14 protein-coding genes are annotated in these 19,773 nt (G+C 39.6%); 9 read left to right on the plus strand and 5 right to left on the minus strand.

Annotated features, from left to right (window positions below):
• Positions 1-2 precede the first annotated feature (2 nt).
• Positions 3-923: an oligopeptide ABC transporter permease OppB gene (oppB, locus tag DPV85_RS08405; RefSeq protein ID WP_005700169.1), complete on the minus strand. Its 921-nt coding sequence runs from the start codon at positions 921-923 to the stop codon at positions 3-5.
• A gap of 79 nt (positions 924-1,002) precedes the next feature.
• Complete coding sequence (locus DPV85_RS08410; protein WP_111327713.1) at positions 1,003-2,628, minus strand: ABC transporter substrate-binding protein; 1,626 nt, start codon at positions 2,626-2,628, stop codon at positions 1,003-1,005.
• A gap of 292 nt (positions 2,629-2,920) precedes the next feature.
• Here DPV85_RS08410 and tal point away from each other — a divergent pair, with 292 nt between their 5' ends.
• From tal to rpoC, 8 genes are all read left to right on the plus strand, one after another.
• The gene (tal, locus tag DPV85_RS08415) at positions 2,921-3,874 is read left to right on the plus strand and encodes a transaldolase (protein WP_005697398.1); all 954 of its coding nucleotides are present in this window, start codon (positions 2,921-2,923) and stop codon (positions 3,872-3,874) included.
• A 198-nt stretch (positions 3,875-4,072) separates the two neighbouring features.
• Positions 4,073-4,696 (plus strand): YagU family protein, encoded by a 624-nt coding sequence (locus DPV85_RS08420; protein WP_005700166.1) that lies wholly within the window; start codon positions 4,073-4,075, stop codon positions 4,694-4,696.
• A 200-nt stretch (positions 4,697-4,896) separates the two neighbouring features.
• Positions 4,897-5,643 (plus strand): MlaA family lipoprotein, encoded by a 747-nt coding sequence (locus DPV85_RS08425; protein WP_049365772.1) that lies wholly within the window; start codon positions 4,897-4,899, stop codon positions 5,641-5,643.
• An 80-nt stretch (positions 5,644-5,723) separates the two neighbouring features.
• Positions 5,724-6,113 carry a RidA family protein gene (locus tag DPV85_RS08430; RefSeq protein WP_005694694.1) on the plus strand — a complete coding sequence of 130 codons (390 nt, stop codon included), beginning with the start codon at positions 5,724-5,726 and terminating at the stop codon, positions 6,111-6,113.
• 312 nt (positions 6,114-6,425) lie between these two features.
• Positions 6,426-6,917 (plus strand): 50S ribosomal protein L10, encoded by a 492-nt coding sequence (rplJ, locus tag DPV85_RS08435; protein ID WP_005694693.1) that lies wholly within the window; start codon positions 6,426-6,428, stop codon positions 6,915-6,917.
• Positions 6,918-6,971: 54 nt separating this feature from the next.
• Positions 6,972-7,343 (plus strand): 50S ribosomal protein L7/L12, encoded by a 372-nt coding sequence (gene rplL / locus DPV85_RS08440; RefSeq protein WP_005697375.1) that lies wholly within the window; start codon positions 6,972-6,974, stop codon positions 7,341-7,343.
• Positions 7,344-7,639: 296 nt separating this feature from the next.
• Positions 7,640-11,668, plus strand: coding sequence for a DNA-directed RNA polymerase subunit beta (rpoB, locus tag DPV85_RS08445; RefSeq protein ID WP_111327714.1), 4,029 nt, complete (start codon positions 7,640-7,642; stop codon positions 11,666-11,668).
• A gap of 123 nt (positions 11,669-11,791) precedes the next feature.
• Entirely contained in the window at positions 11,792-16,042 is a 4,251-nt protein-coding gene (gene rpoC / locus DPV85_RS08450; protein WP_111327715.1) for a DNA-directed RNA polymerase subunit beta', read from the plus strand.
• 185 nt (positions 16,043-16,227) lie between these two features.
• Here the strand turns inward: rpoC and DPV85_RS08455 are convergent, their stop codons facing one another.
• From DPV85_RS08455 to metN, 3 genes are read right to left on the minus strand one after another with little or no spacing between them, the layout of a single operon-like run.
• Entirely contained in the window at positions 16,228-17,058 is an 831-nt protein-coding gene (locus DPV85_RS08455) for a MetQ/NlpA family lipoprotein (RefSeq protein ID WP_111327716.1), read from the minus strand.
• 39 nt (positions 17,059-17,097) lie between these two features.
• Positions 17,098-17,790 carry a methionine ABC transporter permease gene (locus tag DPV85_RS08460; protein ID WP_005694683.1) on the minus strand — a complete coding sequence of 231 codons (693 nt, stop codon included), beginning with the start codon at positions 17,788-17,790 and terminating at the stop codon, positions 17,098-17,100.
• Positions 17,780-18,817: a methionine ABC transporter ATP-binding protein MetN gene (metN, locus tag DPV85_RS08465; RefSeq protein WP_111327717.1), complete on the minus strand. Its 1,038-nt coding sequence runs from the start codon at positions 18,815-18,817 to the stop codon at positions 17,780-17,782. Before metN ends, DPV85_RS08460 begins: the two co-directional genes overlap by 11 nt.
• Before the next feature lie 174 nt (positions 18,818-18,991).
• Here metN and gmhB point away from each other — a divergent pair, with 174 nt between their 5' ends.
• Positions 18,992-19,546, plus strand: coding sequence for a D-glycero-beta-D-manno-heptose 1,7-bisphosphate 7-phosphatase (gmhB, locus tag DPV85_RS08470; RefSeq protein ID WP_111315780.1), 555 nt, complete (start codon positions 18,992-18,994; stop codon positions 19,544-19,546).
• Positions 19,547-19,773 lie beyond the last annotated feature (227 nt).

The raw sequence follows: 19,773 nt of genomic DNA on the forward strand, positions 1-19,773 counted from the left end.
CCTTAATAACGAATTTTTGGATCGATGATGGCGTATAAAATATCCACAATCGCATTAAATAAAATGGTTAATGTCCCCACTAAAATGGTGAGGCTCAAAACTAAAGAATAATCGCGGTTCAATGCGCCGTTTACAAATAATAACCCCATGCCAGGTAAACCAAATACGCTTTCGATGACCATTGAGCCAGTAATAATCCCTACGAAAGCAGGACCTAAATAGGTAATCACAGGTAAAAGGGCAGGGCGCAAAGCATGCTTTAAAATGATTCTCGAAGTAGAAAGTCCTTTAGCTTTGGCGGTCCGAATAAAGTTGGAATGCAACACTTCTATCATCGAGCCACGCATGATACGCGCAATCCCTGCAACATAAGCGATAGTTAAGGATGCTACGGGTAAAATAATGTACATTGCTGAACCGCCATTCCAACCGCCAGCGGGTAACCACCCCAAATAAATGGCAAAAATCAGTACTAAGACTGGTGCGAAGACAAAGCTTGGCATAATGACTCCAAGCATTGAGAAACTCATCAAAATATAATCCCAACGGCTATTTTGATTGAGTGCGGCAAGCGTACCCGCTGTGACACCTAATACCACTGCAAAGGCGAAAGCGACCATCCCTAATTTTAAGGAAACAGGGAAGGCTGATGCGATTAAATCATTGACCGATTGATCTTTATATTTGAAAGATGGGCCAAAATCGCCTTTGGAAAGGTTTTCCAAATAAAGGAAATATTGTTTATGTAATGGTTCATTTAAATGATACTTCGCTTCGATATTAGCCATGACTTCTGGTGGATAAGCACGTTCTGATGTGAACGGGCTACCAGGGGCGAGACGCATCAGAAAGAAGGAAAAAGTAATCAAAATAAACAGCGTTGGTAAGGCTTCCAACAGCCGTTTAAAAATAAATTTGAGCATAATAACTCCAACCAAAATGGGCGAAAAGTGCGGTCAAAAACACGATAATTTTTAACCGCACTTAAATACAAGCAACGAATTAATGTTTAATAATATAAAGGTTGCGTAAGTAAATGTGATCTTGTGGATCTTTGCCTGAATAACCTTTTACGTAAGGTTTCACTAAGCGTGGATTCACATAGTTAAAGATTGGCACGATACCGAAATCTTTTGCAAGAATTTCTTCGGCTTTCGCGTAGGCTTTTGCACGTCCTTCCGCATCCGTTGCAACATAAGATTCAGCAATGGCTTTATCATATTCTGGGTTCGCGTATTTCGCGGTATTGTTACTCGAATTAGATAAGAAATAGTTGCCGAATGTTGTTGCTTGGTTGTAATCCGCATTCCAGCCTGCACGTGCCGCATCGTAACGACCTGCACGACGGCTATCAATGTAAGTTTTCCACTCTTGGTTTTCTAATTTCACATCAATCAAACCTTTGGTGTTCGCTTTCCACATAGATGCTGCAGCAATGGCCACTTTTTTGTGGTTTTCATTGGTATTGTAAAGAATGCTGAATTTCAACGGATTCGCTTTGCTGTAACCAGCTTCTTCTAAGAGTTTAATGGCTTCTTCATTACGTTGTGCCATCGGTTCTTTTGAATAAGCAGGTTGTTGAATGAGATGACCTTCTTCGATGTAAGTTGGGGTAAACACATAGGTTGGTGTTTGACCTTGGCCCAATACTTTATCGGTGATCACATTACGATCAAGGGATAAGTTCAAGGCCTTGCGAATATTCACGTTATCAAAAGGTGCTTTCTTATTGTTTAGCTCGTAAGAATAGGTCGCAAGGGTGCGAGTAATGTATACTTCACCTGGCAATTCTTTTTGTAATTTAGCGAATTGTTCTGGCGGTAAACCATAACTGGTCATATCTAAATCGCCTGCACGATAACGCGCCACATCGGTACTAGGGTTTTCAATCGCAAGGAATGTTGCACTGTTAATGACAGTCTCTTTATCGTTCCAGTAGAGTGGGTTGCGTTCAAATTCGATTTTTTCGTTAATGATGTGGTTAGCTAGCTTATACGCACCGTTACCCACGTAGTTTTCTTTTTTTACCCATGCATCACCTAATTTTTCGACTACTTTTTGTGGTAATGGCAATAAGGATTGGTGAGTCGTTAAACTGACCGCATAAGGCACAGGATTGGTTGCATGAACAACAAAGGTGTAATCATCTTTTGCTTCCACGCCTAATTCAGCCGGTTTTTTCTTACCGTCAATAATGTCTTGCGCATTTTCAACTTGTAAATAACTTAAGTAACTTGCGTAAGGTGCGGCAGTTGCAGGATCCACTAAACGACGCCACGCAAATACGAAGTCGTGCGCGGTAACGGGATCGCCATTTGACCATTTAGCATCTTTACGCAAATGGAATGTCCAGGTTTTGAAGTCAGGTGTATTTTCCCAGCTTTCAGCCACACCTGGTTGAAGTTTACCTTCAGAGTCTGAGGTGACTAAGCCTTCAAGTAATTGATAAGCAACGTTAGATTCAGGTACACCTTCAGTTTTTTGTGGGTCAAAACTTTGTGGTTCAGCCCCGTTATTGATCACGATATGTTGTTTTTCATCTAATTGCGTTCCCTCAGGCACTATAACCGCTTGAGCAGAATAGGAAAGAGCAAGAGCAATTGCAGAGAAAAGTAGTTTGTGTTGCATTTGAGCCTCCTTGTCATTAGGCGATATTTTTATAAAGAGTCTTTCTCTTATTAGCTCAAAATGTCATTTTTGTAAAGATTTGTAAGGTAATTATTTAAAGAAAAATAACGTTTTGTGATTTATATCTAATAAATTTTAAAAAAATTGCTAAAAATGATGATGTGAGAGAGGAAATCTAGAATGTATTGGTTTTTCCTATCGTAAATATTTTCCTGGACGAATTACCCTTTTAAAGCTAATTATGCTATCGTAAGACAGTTGAATTCAAACAAATCCATTCAAGGAGAATATAATGACAACTCAGTTAGATTCACTTCGTAGTATGACCGTCGTTGTGGCTGATACTGGCGATATTGATGCCATTAAAAAATACCAACCGCAAGATGCAACAACAAACCCATCTTTAATTTTAAGTGCTTCAGCATTACCACAATATGCACCATTAATTGATGAAGCGATTGCTTATGCCAAAGCACAAAGTGCGGATAAAGCTCAACAATTAATTGATGCTGAAGATAAATTAGCGGTAAACATCGGTTTAGAAATTTTAAAAATTGTCCCTGGACGTATTTCAACTGAAGTAGATGCACGTCTCTCTTACGATACTCAAGCAACTGTTGAAAAAGCACGTAAACTTATCGCACTTTATAATGCTGCAGGCATTTCAAATGATCGTATTTTGATCAAAATTGCTTCAACATGGCAAGGTATTCGTGCAGCAGAAATTCTTGAAAAAGAAGGCATTAACTGTAACTTAACCTTATTATTCTCCGAAGCGCAAGCACGTGCGTGTGCTGAAGCGGGTGTTTATTTAATTTCACCATTCGTAGGTCGTATCTTAGACTGGTACAAAGCAAATACCGATAAAAAAGAATATGCTCCAGCAGAAGACCCTGGTGTTATTTCTGTAACTAAAATTTATAACTATTACAAAGAATACGGTTATAAAACAGTGGTAATGGGCGCAAGTTTCCGTAATGTCGGTGAAATTATTGAATTAGCAGGTTGTGATCGTTTAACTATCGCTCCCGCTTTACTCAAAGAATTACAAGAAAATTCAACCGCACTTGTACGTAAACTAGACTACAAAGGTGAAGTAAAAGCGAAACCTCAACCATTAACTGAAGCAGAATTCTACTGGCAACATAACAGCGACGCGATGGCTGTTGAGAAATTAGCAGAGGGGATTCGCAAATTTGCAGTTGACCAAGAGAAATTAGAAGCAATGCTTTCAGCAAAACTTTAATTTTAAAAACATGAAAGTGCGGTTAGAAATAACCGCATTTTTTATTCTTATCATAAAATGTTCTAACTCTTAATAATTAGTTCTTGACTAACAAGTAAAGGTCATTGAAAATCAAAGACAAGTTTTGCTAAAGCAAAATGGGAATCGTGACTTTTGATACAAAGTACGGTCATTTTTTTCTTTTTTCGGAGCAAATATATGTCAGGTATTTTTGAACAAACTCCTGCTAATCGTCGTCGTTATGGCGTAGCGATTTTTGTTGGTATTATTGCAGGTTTAATTTCTGCATTCGTAAAATGGGGTGCTGAGCATCCATTCCCACCGCGTAGTCCAATTGACTTCTTCGCGGCTGCATGTAAAGTGGACATCACAGGTTTAAGCCAAGATCAAATTCTTCAAGTCTGTTCACGTGCATTCTTAAACCCACCACACGTATTCTTACGTGATTATTTAGGTATTGATCCAACTCAAGCCGCATTCACTTTTGCAGATCATGGTTTTGACTGGATTGGCGTGACTCACATTACTTTCTCATTAGTATTTGCTATCGCTTACTGTTTAGTTGCAGAGCGTTTCCCGAAAATTAAATTCTGGCAAGGTATTGGTGCGGGTTTAATCGCAGATATTTGTGTTCACTACATTACTTTCCCTGCATTAGGTTTAACACCACCTGTGGCAGAATGGCCGTTATATGAACATATTTCTGAATTAGTGGGACACATTTTCTGGTTCTGGACAATTGAGATTATTCGTCGTGATTTACGTAACCGTATTACTCGCGAGCCAGATGCAGAAATTCCATTAAAAAATGCAACTGAATAATTAACGATTATTGCAAAGAATGCCACCTAAGGGTGGCATTTTTGTTTATGCAGAGAACAAAAGTGATTTTTTAAAAACTAAAAAATACGATTTCAATAATGGCTAATAGAAAGAGCAATCTCAAGGCTTAAATAAATTCTTTTGTAGTTATCTTTCAAGTTGGTTAGAATAAAGACAATTTTTTGTGATAGGAAAGTGGAATGAAAAAAACACCTTTACTTGCGGTCGGCTTAATAACAACAGTTTTATTAACGGGTTGTGCAACTAAAGCAGATGGTGAACGCAATGATAAATTAGAAAGTTTTAACCGCACGATGTTTGATTTTAACTATAAAGTCATGGACCGTTATGTGTTAGAACCTGCAGCGAAAGGCTGGCGTGATTACGTGCCGACACCGGTCACAAAAGGTTTATCTAATGTGGCAAATAACTTAGATGAGCCAGTGAGCTTTGTGAACCGTTTATTAGAAGGTGAACCTAAAAAAGCCTTTGTTCACTTTAACCGTTTCTGGATTAACTCCACCTTTGGTATTGGTGGTTTATTTGATTTTGCCAGTGCAAGTAAAGATCTGCAGGTTTATGATCAACGTAGCTTTGGGGAAACATTGGGCACCTATGGTGTAGATGCGGGCACTTATATTGTATTGCCAATTTATAATGCGACGACACCTCGTCAATTAACGGGTGCAGTGGTCGATGCTGCTTATACTTATCCGTTCTGGAATTGGGTGGGCGGTCCGTGGTCACTGGTGAAATATGGTGTGCAAGCCGTAGATAAGCGCTCAAAAACATTGGACCAAACCGAGTTGCTAAATCAAGCACAAGATCCTTATGTTACTTTCCGCGAAGCTTATTATCAGAATTTAGAATTTAAAGTCAATGATGGCAAAGTAAAAGAAAGCTCACAGAAAGAATTGTCTGATGATGTATTAAAAGAGATTGATTAAGAATACTCATATAAGCGATAAAGTCACTTATATGTTAGGATAGCAAGCGTATTCATACGTCAATATTAAAGGAGAATATCATGACTAAAATCATTCATACAGAAAAAGCCCCTGCCGCAATCGGCCCTTATGTTCAAGCGGTAGATTTAGGAAATTTAGTTTTAACATCAGGCCAAATTCCTGTTAACCCAGCAACGGGTGAAGTGCCAAAAGATATTGTGGCTCAAGCACGTCAATCGTTAGAAAACGTGAAAGCGATTATTGAACAGGCTGGTTTGAAAGTGGGTGATATTGTGAAAACCACTGTGTTTGTGAAAGATCTTAATGATTTTGCCGCAGTAAATGCAGAGTATGAGAAATTCTTTAAAGAAAATAATCATCCGAATTTCCCAGCTCGTTCTTGCGTAGAAGTTGCTCGCTTACCAAAAGATGTTGGCTTAGAAATCGAAGCTATTGCTGTAAGAAAATGATAGGAAAGTGCGGTTAAAATCTGCAGATTTTTTCTACAATAGACTTTACAAGAGCGAGATTAATCACTATAATCTCGCTCCTAAATTACGCTTAGCGTAAAATTTCTGGTTGGTGCTTGACCTATTCAAGCCCCGTCCAAGACCGTAGGGAATGGTTAGCAATAATTATCTTAATAATCCTACGTAGATGGTGAACAGAATAAGAATATTTCTTGCTTCTGGGCACCGAAGTCGTCCTAGTCTGAAAGATAACTCTTTCGATGAGGTAAATTAATTCCGAGAAATCGGAGTGTATTCAGGAGCTAAAAGCCAATGGCATTAAATCTTCAAGACAAACAAGCAATTGTTGCTGAAGTAAATGAAGCAGCCAAAGGTGCACTTTCAGCAGTAATCGCGGATTCTCGCGGTGTAACTGTTGATAAAATGACTGAATTACGTAAAGCAGCTCGTGAAGCTGGTGTAACAATGCGCGTTGTTCGTAATACTTTATTACGTCGTGCGGTTGAAGGCACTGATTTCGAATGCTTACAAGATACGTTTGTAGGTCCAACACTTATCGCATTCTCTAATGAACACCCAGGTGCTGCAGCACGTTTGTTCAAAGATTTTGCTAAAGCAAACGATAAGTTTGAAATTAAAGGTGCAGCCTTTGAAGGTAAGATCCAAGATGTTGAATTCTTAGCAACATTACCAACTTACGAAGAAGCAATTGCACGTTTAATGGGCACAATGAAAGAAGCTGCGGCAGGCAAACTTGTTCGCACTTTTGCGGCATTACGCGACAAATTACAAGAAGCAGCTTAATCATTAAGCGTTTCTTACTTCATTTAACTTTATTAATTTTAGGAATTGATTGTTATGTCATTAACTAACGAACAAATCATTGAAGCGATCGCTTCTAAATCTGTAACTGAAATCGTTGAATTAATCGCAGCGATGGAAGAAAAATTCGGCGTTTCTGCAGCAGCAGTAGCAGCAGCTCCAGCAGCTGGCGGTGCAGCAGCAGCGGCAGAAGAAAAAACTGAATTCGACGTGGTTCTTGCTGAAGCTGGTGCTAACAAAGTAGCAGTTATCAAAGCAGTACGTGGTGCAACTGGTTTAGGCTTAAAAGAAGCTAAAGACTTAGTTGAATCTGCTCCAGCTAACTTAAAAGAAGGCGTTTCTAAAGAAGAAGCTGAAGCACTTAAGAAAGAATTAGAAGAAGCTGGTGCAAAAGTAGAAATCAAATAATTTTTGATTTGCTTATGTCCTGTTTCTCAGGCTTAATGGCTGGTGGTTTACCATCAGCCATTTTGTGCTATCAAAAACAGCACAAAAAACAGATAGGCATTTTCCGTTTAATGGTATCTGTTTCCACTTAAATTAATCAGACGTTTTAATTTAAGTAGCCCACTACAGAAGTAAGGTTCAGAGTGCGGTATCCGAAACGGCGTCAATCTCCGATATAAATAAAAACGTCAATCAATTTGACCGCACTTTTTTTATATCAACTCGGTCTCACTAAAATTTACAGAGGAAAACCAATAATGGGTTACTCCTATACTGAGAAAAAACGAATTCGTAAAGACTTCGGCAAACGTCCGCAAGTTTTAAATGTACCTTATTTATTAACTATCCAATTAGATTCTTTTGATAAATTCATTCAAAAAGATCCTGAAGGTCAACAAGGCTTAGAAGCTGCATTCCGTTCTGTTTTCCCAATCGTAAGCAATAACGGTTATACAGAATTACAATATGTTGATTACCGTTTAGAAGAGCCAGAATTTGATGTGCGTGAATGCCAAATTCGTGGTTCAACTTATGCAGCAGGTTTACGCGTAAAATTACGTTTGGTTAGCTACGATAAAGAATCTTCATCACGCGCAGTCAAAGACATTAAAGAAAGCGAAGTATATATGGGTGAAATCCCATTAATGACTGACAACGGTACTTTTGTTATCAATGGTACTGAGCGTGTTATCGTTTCACAATTACACCGTAGCCCAGGTGTATTCTTTGATTCTGACAAAGGTAAAACACACTCTTCAGGTAAAGTGCTTTATAACGCACGTATTATCCCTTACCGTGGTTCTTGGTTAGATTTCGAATTTGATCCAAAAGATAACTTATATGCGCGTATTGACCGCCGTCGTAAATTACCGGCAACCATTATTTTACGTGCGTTAGGTTACACGGTTGAAGAAATCTTAAACTTATTCTTCGATAAAGTAACTTTCGAAATCGCTGGCAATAAATTACTGATGACATTAGTGCCAGAACGTCTACGTGGTGAAACAGCAACATTTGATATCGAAGCAAATGGCAAAGTCTATGTAGAACGCGGTCGTCGTATTACAGCTCGTCACATCAAAGCATTAGAAAAAGATAATGTGACACAAGTTGAAGTACCAACTGAATATATCGCAGGTAAAGTTGCAGCGAAGGATTACGTTGATCTTGAATCAGGTGAAATCATTTGCCCAGCAAATGGCGAGATTTCTTTAGAAGTGTTAGCGAAATTATCGCAAGCAGGCTATAAAGTGATCGAGACATTATTCACTAATGACTTAGATTACGGTCCGTATATTTCTGAAACATTACGTGTTGATCCAACTTATGATCGTGTAAGTGCGTTATATGAAATTTATCGTATGATGCGCCCAGGTGAACCACCTACACCAGAATCTTCAGAAGCATTATTCAACAACTTATTCTTCTCTGCAGAACGCTATGATTTATCTGCAGTAGGTCGTATGAAGTTTAATCGCTCGTTAGGTATTCCTGAAGGCGAAGGTACGGGTATTTTAAGTAACGACGATATCATTCGTGTGATGAAAAAACTCATCGATATCCGTAATGGTCGTGGTGAAGTGGATGATATCGACCACTTGGGTAACCGTCGTATTCGTTCTGTGGGTGAAATGGCAGAAAACCAATTCCGTATTGGTTTAGTTCGTGTAGAAAGAGCGGTTAAAGAGCGTTTATCTTTAGGCGATTTAGATGCGATCACGCCACAAGACTTAATTAATCCAAAACCAATTTCTGCGGCAGTGAAAGAATTCTTTGGTTCTTCACAACTTTCGCAATTCATGGACCAAAACAACCCATTATCAGAAGTGACACACAAACGTCGTATTTCTGCATTAGGCCCAGGCGGTTTAACGCGTGAACGCGCAGGCTTTGAGGTGCGTGACGTACATAACACCCACTATGGTCGTTTATGTCCAATCGAAACCCCTGAAGGTCCAAACATCGGTTTGATCAACTCACTTTCTGCGTTTGCTCGTACGAACGATTACGGTTTCTTAGAAACCCCATATCGTAAAGTAGTGAATGGTCAAGTAACCGAAGAAATCGAATACTTATCTGCAATTGATGAAGCAAACTACATCATTGCACAGGCGAACTCAAACCTTGATGAGAACAATCGCTTTACAGATGCATTCGTTACTGCTCGTGGTGAGCGTGGTGAATCTGGTCTTTATAAACCAGAAGAAATTCATTATATGGACGTTTCAACCCAACAAGTGGTATCTGTGGCTGCAGCGTTAATTCCATTCTTAGAGCATGACGATGCGAACCGTGCCTTAATGGGTGCGAACATGCAACGTCAGGCGGTCCCTACTTTACGTGCTGATAAGCCGTTAGTTGGTACAGGTATGGAAAAACCAATCGCACTAGACTCTGGTGTGGCGGTTGTAGCAAAACGTGGTGGTACAGTTCAATACGTTGATGCATCTCGTATCGTTATCAAAGTAAATGAAGATGAAACTGTAGCTGGCGAAGCGGGTATCGATATTTATAACTTAATTAAATACACTCGTTCTAACCAAAATACCTGTATCAACCAAATTCCTTGTGTGAATTTAGGCGATCCAATTAACCGTGGTGAAGTATTAGCAGATGGTCCTTCAACAGACTTAGGTGAATTAGCATTAGGTCAAAATATCCGTGTGGCGTTCATGCCTTGGAACGGTTATAATTTCGAAGACTCAATGTTAGTTTCTGAGCGTGTTGTACAACAAGACCGCTTCACGACAATCCATATTCAAGAATTATCTTGTGTGGCGCGTGATACTAAATTAGGTTCTGAAGAAATCACTGCAGATATTCCAAACGTTGGTGAATCTGCATTAAGCAAATTGGATGAATCAGGTATCGTTTATGTGGGTGCTGAAGTGAAAGGTGGTGACATCTTAGTCGGTAAAGTAACCCCTAAAGGCGAAACTCAATTAACACCAGAAGAAAAATTGTTACGTGCAATCTTCGGTGAAAAAGCGTCTGATGTGAAAGACTCTTCATTACGCGTACCAAACAGCGTAAGCGGTACTGTAATCGACGTTCAAGTCTTCACCCGTGATGGCGTAGAAAAAGACAAACGTGCATTAGAAATTGAAGAAATGCAGTTAAAACAAGCTAAGAAAGACCTTTCTGATGAATTAGAAATCTTAGAAGCTGGCTTGTTTGCTCGTGTACGTAATGTACTTATCGCTGGCGGTATTGATGCGGCTCAATTAGATAAAATGGATCGCACCAAATGGTTAGAACAAACCATTTCAGATGAAGAAAAACAAAACCAATTAGAACAGCTTGCTGAGCAATATGAAGAATTACGTAAAGAGTTTGAACACAAACTTGAAGTAAAACGTAAGAAAATCATTAAAGGCGATGACCTTGCACCAGGCGTGTTAAAAGTGGTTAAAGTTTACCTTGCGGTGAAACGTCACATCCAACCGGGTGATAAAATGGCGGGTCGTCACGGTAACAAAGGCGTTATCTCAAAAATCAACCCTGTGGAAGATATGCCATACGATGAAAACGGTCAACCGGTTGAAATCGTATTGAACCCACTTGGCGTACCGTCTCGTATGAATATCGGTCAGATCTTAGAAACCCACTTAGGCTTAGCGGCGAAAGGTATCGGTGATCAAATCAATGCGATGATCAAACAAAAACAAGATGTTGAGAAACTTCGTGGCTATATGCAAAAAGCATACGATTTAGGTCATGGCGCACAAAAAGTTGATTTAAGCACCTTTAGCGATGACGAAATCATGCGTTTAGCAGAAAACCTACGTAAAGGTTTGCCGGTAGCAACACCAGTGTTTGATGGTGCTGATGAGCAAGAAATCAAAGAAATGTTGAAACTTGGTGGCTTACCAACTTCAGGTCAGATCACGTTATACGATGGCCGTACTGGTGAGAAATTCGAGCGTCCAGTAACCGTAGGTTATATGTACATGCTCAAATTGAACCACTTAGTTGATGACAAAATGCATGCTCGTTCAACTGGTTCTTATAGTCTTGTTACTCAACAACCACTTGGTGGTAAAGCACAATTCGGTGGTCAACGTTTCGGTGAGATGGAGGTATGGGCACTTGAAGCATACGGTGCGGCTTACACTTTACAAGAAATGTTAACTGTGAAATCCGATGACGTGAATGGCCGTACGAAGATGTATAAAAACATCGTTGGCGGCAACCAGCAAATGGATCCGGGTACACCGGAATCTTTCAATGTAATTATGAAAGAAATCCGTTCACTTGGTTTGAATATCGAGTTAGACGAAGAGTAATCGACAAACCGGTCTTCCCCTGTACGCAGGGGAAGCAAAAGGAAGAAATCGCCGAAGTGCGGTTAAAAAACAAAATATTTTTGACCGCACTTTGAAACCCTTAACTCCGACAGGAGACTATTTGTGAAAGACTTAGTTAAGTTTTTAAAAGCACAATCAAAAACGAGTGAAGATTTTGATGTGATTAAAATTGGGTTAGCTTCTCCAGACATGATCCGTTCGTGGTCATTTGGTGAAGTTAAAAAACCTGAAACAATCAACTATCGTACGTTCAAACCTGAGCGTGATGGTCTTTTCTGTGCACGTATTTTCGGGCCAGTAAAAGATTACGAATGTTTATGCGGTAAATATAAACGCTTAAAACACCGTGGTGTGATTTGTGAAAAATGTGGTGTTGAAGTAACACAAACTAAAGTGCGTCGTGAACGTATGGGCCACATTGAATTGGCTTGTCCTGTGGCGCACATTTGGTTCTTGAAATCACTTCCGTCCCGTATCGGTTTATTACTTGACATGCCGTTACGTGATATTGAGCGTGTGCTTTACTTTGAAATGTACATCGTAACCGAACCGGGTATGACCGATTTGGAACGTGGACAGTTATTAACTGAAGAACAATTCCTTAATGCAGAAGACCGTTGGCAAGATGAATTCGAAGCGAAAATGGGTGCTGAAGCAATTCAAGATTTACTTAAAGGTATTGATCTTGAAGTGGAATGTGAAAAATTACGTGAAGAGTTACAAGAAACTAACTCTGAAACAAAACGTAAGAAAATCACTAAACGCTTAAAATTATTAGAAGCTTTCCAACAGTCTGGTAATAAACCAGAGTGGATGGTGATGACTGTATTACCGGTACTTCCACCAGATTTACGTCCGTTAGTACCATTAGATGGTGGTCGTTTTGCAACGTCTGACTTGAACGATTTATATCGTCGCGTGATCAACCGTAACAACCGTTTAAAACGTTTATTAGATTTAATCGCACCAGATATTATCGTGCGTAACGAAAAACGTATGTTACAAGAATCTGTTGATGCGTTATTAGATAATGGTCGTCGTGGTCGTGCGATTACGGGTTCTAACCGTCGTCCATTAAAATCACTTGCGGATATGATCAAAGGTAAACAAGGTCGTTTCCGTCAAAACTTATTAGGTAAACGTGTTGACTATTCAGGCCGTTCTGTAATCACCGTAGGTCCATACTTGCACTTACACCAATGTGGTTTACCGAAGAAAATGGCATTGGAATTATTCCGTCCGTTTATCTATGCAAAATTAGAAAGCCGTGGTTATGCAACCACAATTAAAGCGGCTAAGAAAATGGTTGAGCGTGAAGATGCGATCGTTTGGGATATCTTGGCAGAAGTTATTCGTGAGCACCCAATCCTATTGAACCGTGCGCCAACACTTCACCGTTTAGGTATCCAAGCGTTTGAACCACTTCTAATCGAAGGTAAAGCAATCCAGTTACACCCACTTGTTTGTGCAGCGTTCAACGCGGACTTCGATGGTGACCAAATGGCGGTTCACGTCCCATTAACACTTGAAGCTCAGTTAGAAGCTCGTGCGTTAATGATGTCAACCAACAACGTACTTTCACCAGCAAACGGTGATCCGATTATCGTTCCATCACAAGACGTGGTGTTGGGTCTTTACTATATGACCCGTGAAAAAGTAAACGGTAAAGGCGAAGGCATGTTATTGCAAGATCCGCGCGAAGCTGAAAAAGCATATCGCACAGGTGAAGCAGAGTTACATTCTCGCGTTAAAGTACGTATTACTGAATATGTGAAAAATGAAGCTGGCGAATTAGAAGAGAAAACCACATTAACCGATACTACTATCGGTCGTGCAATCTTATGGATGATCGCGCCGAAAGGCATGCCTTATTCATTGTTCAACCAAACATTAGGTAAAAAAGCAATTTCTAAACTCATCAACGAAGCGTATCGTCGTTTAGGTTTGAAAGAAGCGGTAATGTTTGCTGACCATATTATGTATACCGGTTTTGCTTATGCTGCACGTTCTGGTTCTTCTGTGGGTATCGACGATATGGTTATCCCAGAGAAAAAATACGAAATTATTTCTGCAGCGGAAGAAGAAGTGGCAGAAATTCAAGAACAGTTCCAATCTGGTCTTGTAACAGCTGGCGAACGTTATAACAAGGTAATCGATATTTGGGCTGCGGCGAATGAGCGCGTAGCGAAAGCGATGATGGAAAACTTATCTCAGGAAGAAGTAATCAACCGTGAAGGTAACCCTGAGAAACAAGCTTCTTTCAACAGTATCTTTATGATGGCTGATTCTGGTGCGCGTGGTTCTGCAGCTCAGATTCGTCAGTTAGCTGGTATGCGTGGTTTGATGGCGCGTCCAGATGGTTCAATTATTGAAACCCCAATTACAGCGAACTTCCGTGAAGGTTTAAACGTACTTCAGTACTTTATTTCAACCCACGGTGCGCGTAAAGGTTTGGCGGATACCGCATTAAAAACAGCAAACTCTGGTTACTTAACTCGTCGTTTAGTTGACGTGGCACAAGACTTAGTGATCGTTGAAGATGACTGTGGTACACACGAAGGCTTAGTCATGACTCCATTAATCGAAGGTGGCGATGAGAAAGTTCCACTTCGCGAATTAGTGTTAGGTCGTGTTGTAGCTGAAGATGTGTATAAACCAGGTACAGAAGAAGTCTTAATTGCACGTAACACTTTATTAGATGAAAAACTTTGTGATGTGTTAGATGCAAACTCAGTGGACAGCGTAAAAGTACGTTCTGTTGTAACTTGTGATACTGACTTTGGTGTATGTGCGAAATGTTACGGTCGTGACTTAGCGCGTGGTCACCTCATCAACCAAGGTGAAGCAGTTGGTGTTATCGCTGCTCAATCTATCGGTGAGCCAGGTACACAGTTAACCATGCGTACGTTCCACATCGGTGGTGCAGCTTCTGCAGCAGCGAAAGAATCTAGCGTACAAATCAAAAACAACGGTACTTTACACCTTGCTAACGCGAAATTCGTTGTTAATGACGAAGGTAAATTAGTTTTAACTTCTCGTAATACTGAATTAACGGTGACTGATGAATTTGGTCGTACGAAAGAACACTATAAAGTGCCTTACGGTACAGTATTGAATAAAGCAGACGGTCAAGAAGTATCAGCGGGTGAAACAGTGGCAAACTGGGATCCACATACCATGCCAGTTGTATCTGAAGTATCAGGTTTTGTGAAATTCATCGATATCGTGGACGGTTTAACTGTAACTCGTCAAACGGATGAATTAACTGGTCTTTCTTCTATCGTGGTACAAGACGTGGGTGAACGTGCAACTGCAGGTAAAGATTTACGTCCAACCATCAAATTAGTTGATGCAAAAGGTAACGATATCTTCTTACCTGAAACTGACGTTATTGCACAATACTTCTTACCAGGTAAAGCAATCGTAAGTTTAGATGACGGTGCGGAAGTGAAAGTGGGTGAACCACTTGCACGTATTCCACAAGAATCTGTAGGTACTAAAGATATTACCGGTGGTCTTCCACGCGTTGCTGATCTATTCGAAGCTCGTAAACCGAAAGAGCCTGCTATCTTGGCAGAAATTTCAGGTATCGTGTCCTTCGGTAAAGAAACCAAAGGTAAACGTCGCTTGCTAATCACCCCAACTGAAGGTGAAATCTACGAAGAAATGATTCCAAAATGGCGTCAGCTCAACGTATTTGAAGGTGAGATGGTAGAACGTGGTGACGTGATTTCTGATGGCGCAGAGACTCCACACGATATCTTACGTTTACGCGGTGTTCGTGCTGTAACTGAATATATCGTAAACGAAGTGCAAGAAGTTTACCGCTTACAAGGGGTAAAAATTAACGATAAGCACATCGAAGTTATCGTACGTCAAATGTTACGTAAAGCAGTTATCACGAAAGCTTATGACAGCGAATTCCTCGAAGGAGAACAAGTTGAAGTAGCTCGCGTGAAAATTGTGAACCGTAAACGTGAAGCGGAAGGTAAACCACCAGTTGAATTCGAACGTGAATTACTAGGTATTACCAAAGCATCATTGGCGACAGAATCCTTCATTTCTGCGGCATCGTTCCAAGAAACCACTCGTGTGCTTACTGAAGCAGCGGTGGCGGGTAAACGTGATGAATTACGCGGCTTGAAAGAGAACGTAATCGTCGGTCGTTTAATCCCTGCTGGTACTGGTTTTGCGTATCACCAAGGTCGTCACAAAAAACGTATTGTAGACGATGTTGTGATTAAATTGTCTGAAGACGATGAAGCAGCAATTGCTGATGAATTCGTGATGACAGCAGATGATGCAACAACTAACTTGGCAGAAATGCTTAATATGGCAGATGATGCAGAGTAATCGCTAATCGATAAAAGAAAACCCGAGTTTAGGCTCGGGTTTTTTATTATCTTAATACAGGAAGTGCGGTATGTTTTTGATGCATTTTTCTTTTGGAAAAGTATTGTAAAAAATGACCGCACTTTCTTTTCATCAATAAAAAGCCACCTTGTTGGTGGCCTTAAAATATTGAGTTTAAGCTAAAATTACCAGCCTTTTACAACACCATCTTTAAAGTGTTTTTTCGCTTCTTGGTAAACTTCTTCAGTTTGGTACGCTTTGACGAAATCTTGGATCGCTTTGCTGTCTTTGTTGTCAGTACGTGCAACGATGATGTTTACGTATGGAGAATCTTTATCTTCTACGAATACACCGTTATCTTGTGCATTTAAGCCAACTTGACCCGCATAAGTGTTATTTACAACCGCAAGATCAACATCATCTAATGCACGAGCTGCAACAGAGGTATCCACTTCAGAAATTTTTAAGTTTTTCGGATTTTCAACGATATCTGCGACAGTTGAAAGAAGATCGTTAGAATTTTTAAGTTTGATTAAACCTTGTTTCTCAAGGAGGATTAATGCACGACCACGGTTTGATGGGTCATTTGGCACAACAACTTTCGCGCCATCTTTTAATTCATTTACATTTTTGATGGTTTTAGAATATCCAGCAAGTGGGTAAACAAAGGTATTACCAACGATCACTAAGTTGTTTAAGTTTTTCGCTTTTACATCTTCATCTAAGTAAGGTTTGTGTTGCATTGCGTTACCATCTAAATCACCTTTAGATACAGCAGTATTTGGCAATGCGTAGTCATTGAATAAAACAAATTCAACATTTAAGTTGTATTTGTCTTTTGCCACTTTTGCAGCGGTTTCGGCTACTTGGTGCTCAGGACCCGCCATTACACCAACTTTGATTGATGTTGCTGCAGGCGCAGTTGACGCTGCATCTGCTTTTTTCTCTTCTTTACAACCTGTTAATACTAATGCTGACGCGATAGCGGTGATAGCAAATAAGTTTTTTAATTTCATGTTTTTTCCTTGTTGTGAATAAAATGGTATAGAAAATAATTAACGGTGATCTACTCGTTTTGCGAGCGTGTCGCCTAATTTTTGACTGAGCATGACGATTATCACAATAACAATCGTAGCCGCCCAAGTTACCGATGGCATATTGCGATAGACACCATAGTTAATGGCAAGACTTCCTAAACCGCCACCGCCTTGCGTTCCCGCCATTGCGGTATAGCCAATTAATGTCACGAAGGTGAGTGTAATCGCATTAATAAGCGTTGGTAAAGATTCAGGCAAATAGAATTTACGAATAATTTGCCAATTGGTTGCGCCCATGGCTTTTGCTGTTTCAGTCAAACCGGTTGGGATCTCAAAAAGTGCATTGCTCGTAAGACGTGCAAAAAATGGTGTTGCTGCAGCACTTAATGACACAATTGCCGCATTAGAACCAATACTACCGCCAGGAAGTAACCAACTGGTAAGCGGAATTAAAGCAAGTAACAAAATAATATAAGGGATTGAACGTCCGATATTAATAATGACGTTTAAGAACGCATTGAGTTTTTTGTTTTCTAAAATTGCCCCTTTATTGGTTAAAAAGGTTAAAAAACCAAGTGGTAAGCCTAATAAAGCCGCAATTAATGTCGACAATACCGACATATAAACCGTTTCAACGGTTGATACCGTTAATAAACTCGCAAAATTATCGGGGAATTGTTGGCTAAATGTTGCCCATAAATCATTGAACATAGCCTAGCACCTCTACTCGAACGTTATTTTCCATTAAATAAACTTTGGCTTGCGTAATAGCATCTTCATCACCTTCAACCTCCGCAATGGTAAAGCCAAATTTTACCCCACCGGCATAATCAATTTGTGATGTTAAGATACTGAGTTCAACACCAAATTTTTTTGATGCTTGAGAAAGTAATGGGGCATCTACTGAACGACCTGTAAATTCAAATTTGATGATCGGATACGATTTGGCATGTTTTGGCGTATCAGATAGATTTTCTAAATATTCTTCCGGCAAGGTAATGTGGAAGGTAGAACTGATAAACTCTTGAGCTAATTCTGTTTTCGGATTAGAGAAAATTTCGCTAACCGTGCCTTGTTCAATCAGACGGCCTTTATCAATTACCGCAACTTGATCGCAGATACGTTTTACTACTTCCATTTCATGGGTAATGAGAAGGATAGTAATACCTAAAGAGCGGTTAATTTCTTTTAATAATTTTAGAATGGATTGAGTTGTGGCTGGATCCAATGCGCTAGTGGCTTCATCACAAAGTAAGACTTTCGGGTCGCTCGCAAGCGCACGTGCAATGGCCACTCGTTGTTTTTGACCACCAGAGAGATTAGCAGGATATACATTATGTTTATCACTTAATCCTACAAGTGCTAAAAGTGCGGTCGTTTTTTCTTGAATTTCTGCTTTCGATTTATTTTCTAATTCAAGTGGCAATGCCACGTTTTCAAAAACGGTTCGAGAGGTTAACAAATTAAAATGTTGGAAAATCATACCGATTTGACGGCGTGTTTTCACTAATTCTGCTTCAGAAAGTTGAGTCAGATCCACATCATCGATGAGCACAGCACCGTGAGTCGGTCTTTCTAATAAGTTTACACAACGGATAAGTGTACTTTTACCTGCGCCAGAAGCACCAATGACACCGCAAATCTGTCCCTTCGGCACATGTAATGAAACATTATCAAGTGCGGTCAGTTTTTTATCTGGAAGTGTAAAAATCTTCGTAATGTTATTTAGCTTAATCATATAAGCCCTTGTTCTCAGTTAATATTTGAATTTCATTTGTATTCTAGACGTCTAGAATGCTGTGTCAATATCTTCGGGGATCTTTTTTAGATAGATCAGTTATGACTTATTATTGCTTATATTAAGGATAAAAGGGATAATTTTGTCTTAAGAAAAAGATAAATGAGAAAATATATGAAGAAAGCTGTTTTTTTAGATCGTGATGGCACTTTAAACATTGACCATGGTTATGTCCATAAAATTGATGATTTCCAATTTATAGAAGGCAGTATTGATGCATTAAAAGAATTGAAGGAAATGGGATACCTTTTAGTTTTAGTGACCAATCAATCGGGCATTGCTCGTGGATATTTTTCAGAAGATCAGTTTTTGCAACTTACAGAATGGATGGATTGGTCATTAGCTGATCGTGGAGTAGATTTAGATGGTATCTATTATTGTCCTCATCATCCAGAAGGGAAAGGCGAATATAAAGAAGACTGTGCATGTAGAAAACCAAAATCAGGCATGTTATTAGAGGCAATTCAAGCGCTGAAAATCGATCCTGCACAATCTATTATGGTTGGTGATAAGATTGAAGATCTTAAAGCGGGCATTGGCGCAAAAGTGAAAACAAATATTTTAGTGAGAACAGGCAAACCTATTACAGAAGAGGGAGAGAACCTCGCTGATTATGTTTTGGATTCTATTGCAGATTTGCCAAGAATAGCAAAACGATTAATTAAGTAACAAAAATGATCTATTTTTTGTGCGAATAGGCGAAAAGATCTTCAACTAATAAAAAATTTACATTTTTTTACAAAAAGATCTTGCAAAGGCGTCTGAAATGCCTATAATACGCCCCACACAACGACGCGCTGTTGTGAAGCTTTATGAAACCCAGTGCGTCGTTATTTTTTGCTCTTTAACAATATATCAGACAATCTGTGTGGGCACTTGTTGATTGACTTGTTTTA

This window comes from Haemophilus parainfluenzae, assembly GCF_003252725.1.
Taxonomy (GTDB): Bacteria; Pseudomonadota; Gammaproteobacteria; order Enterobacterales; family Pasteurellaceae; genus Haemophilus_D; species Haemophilus_D parainfluenzae_L.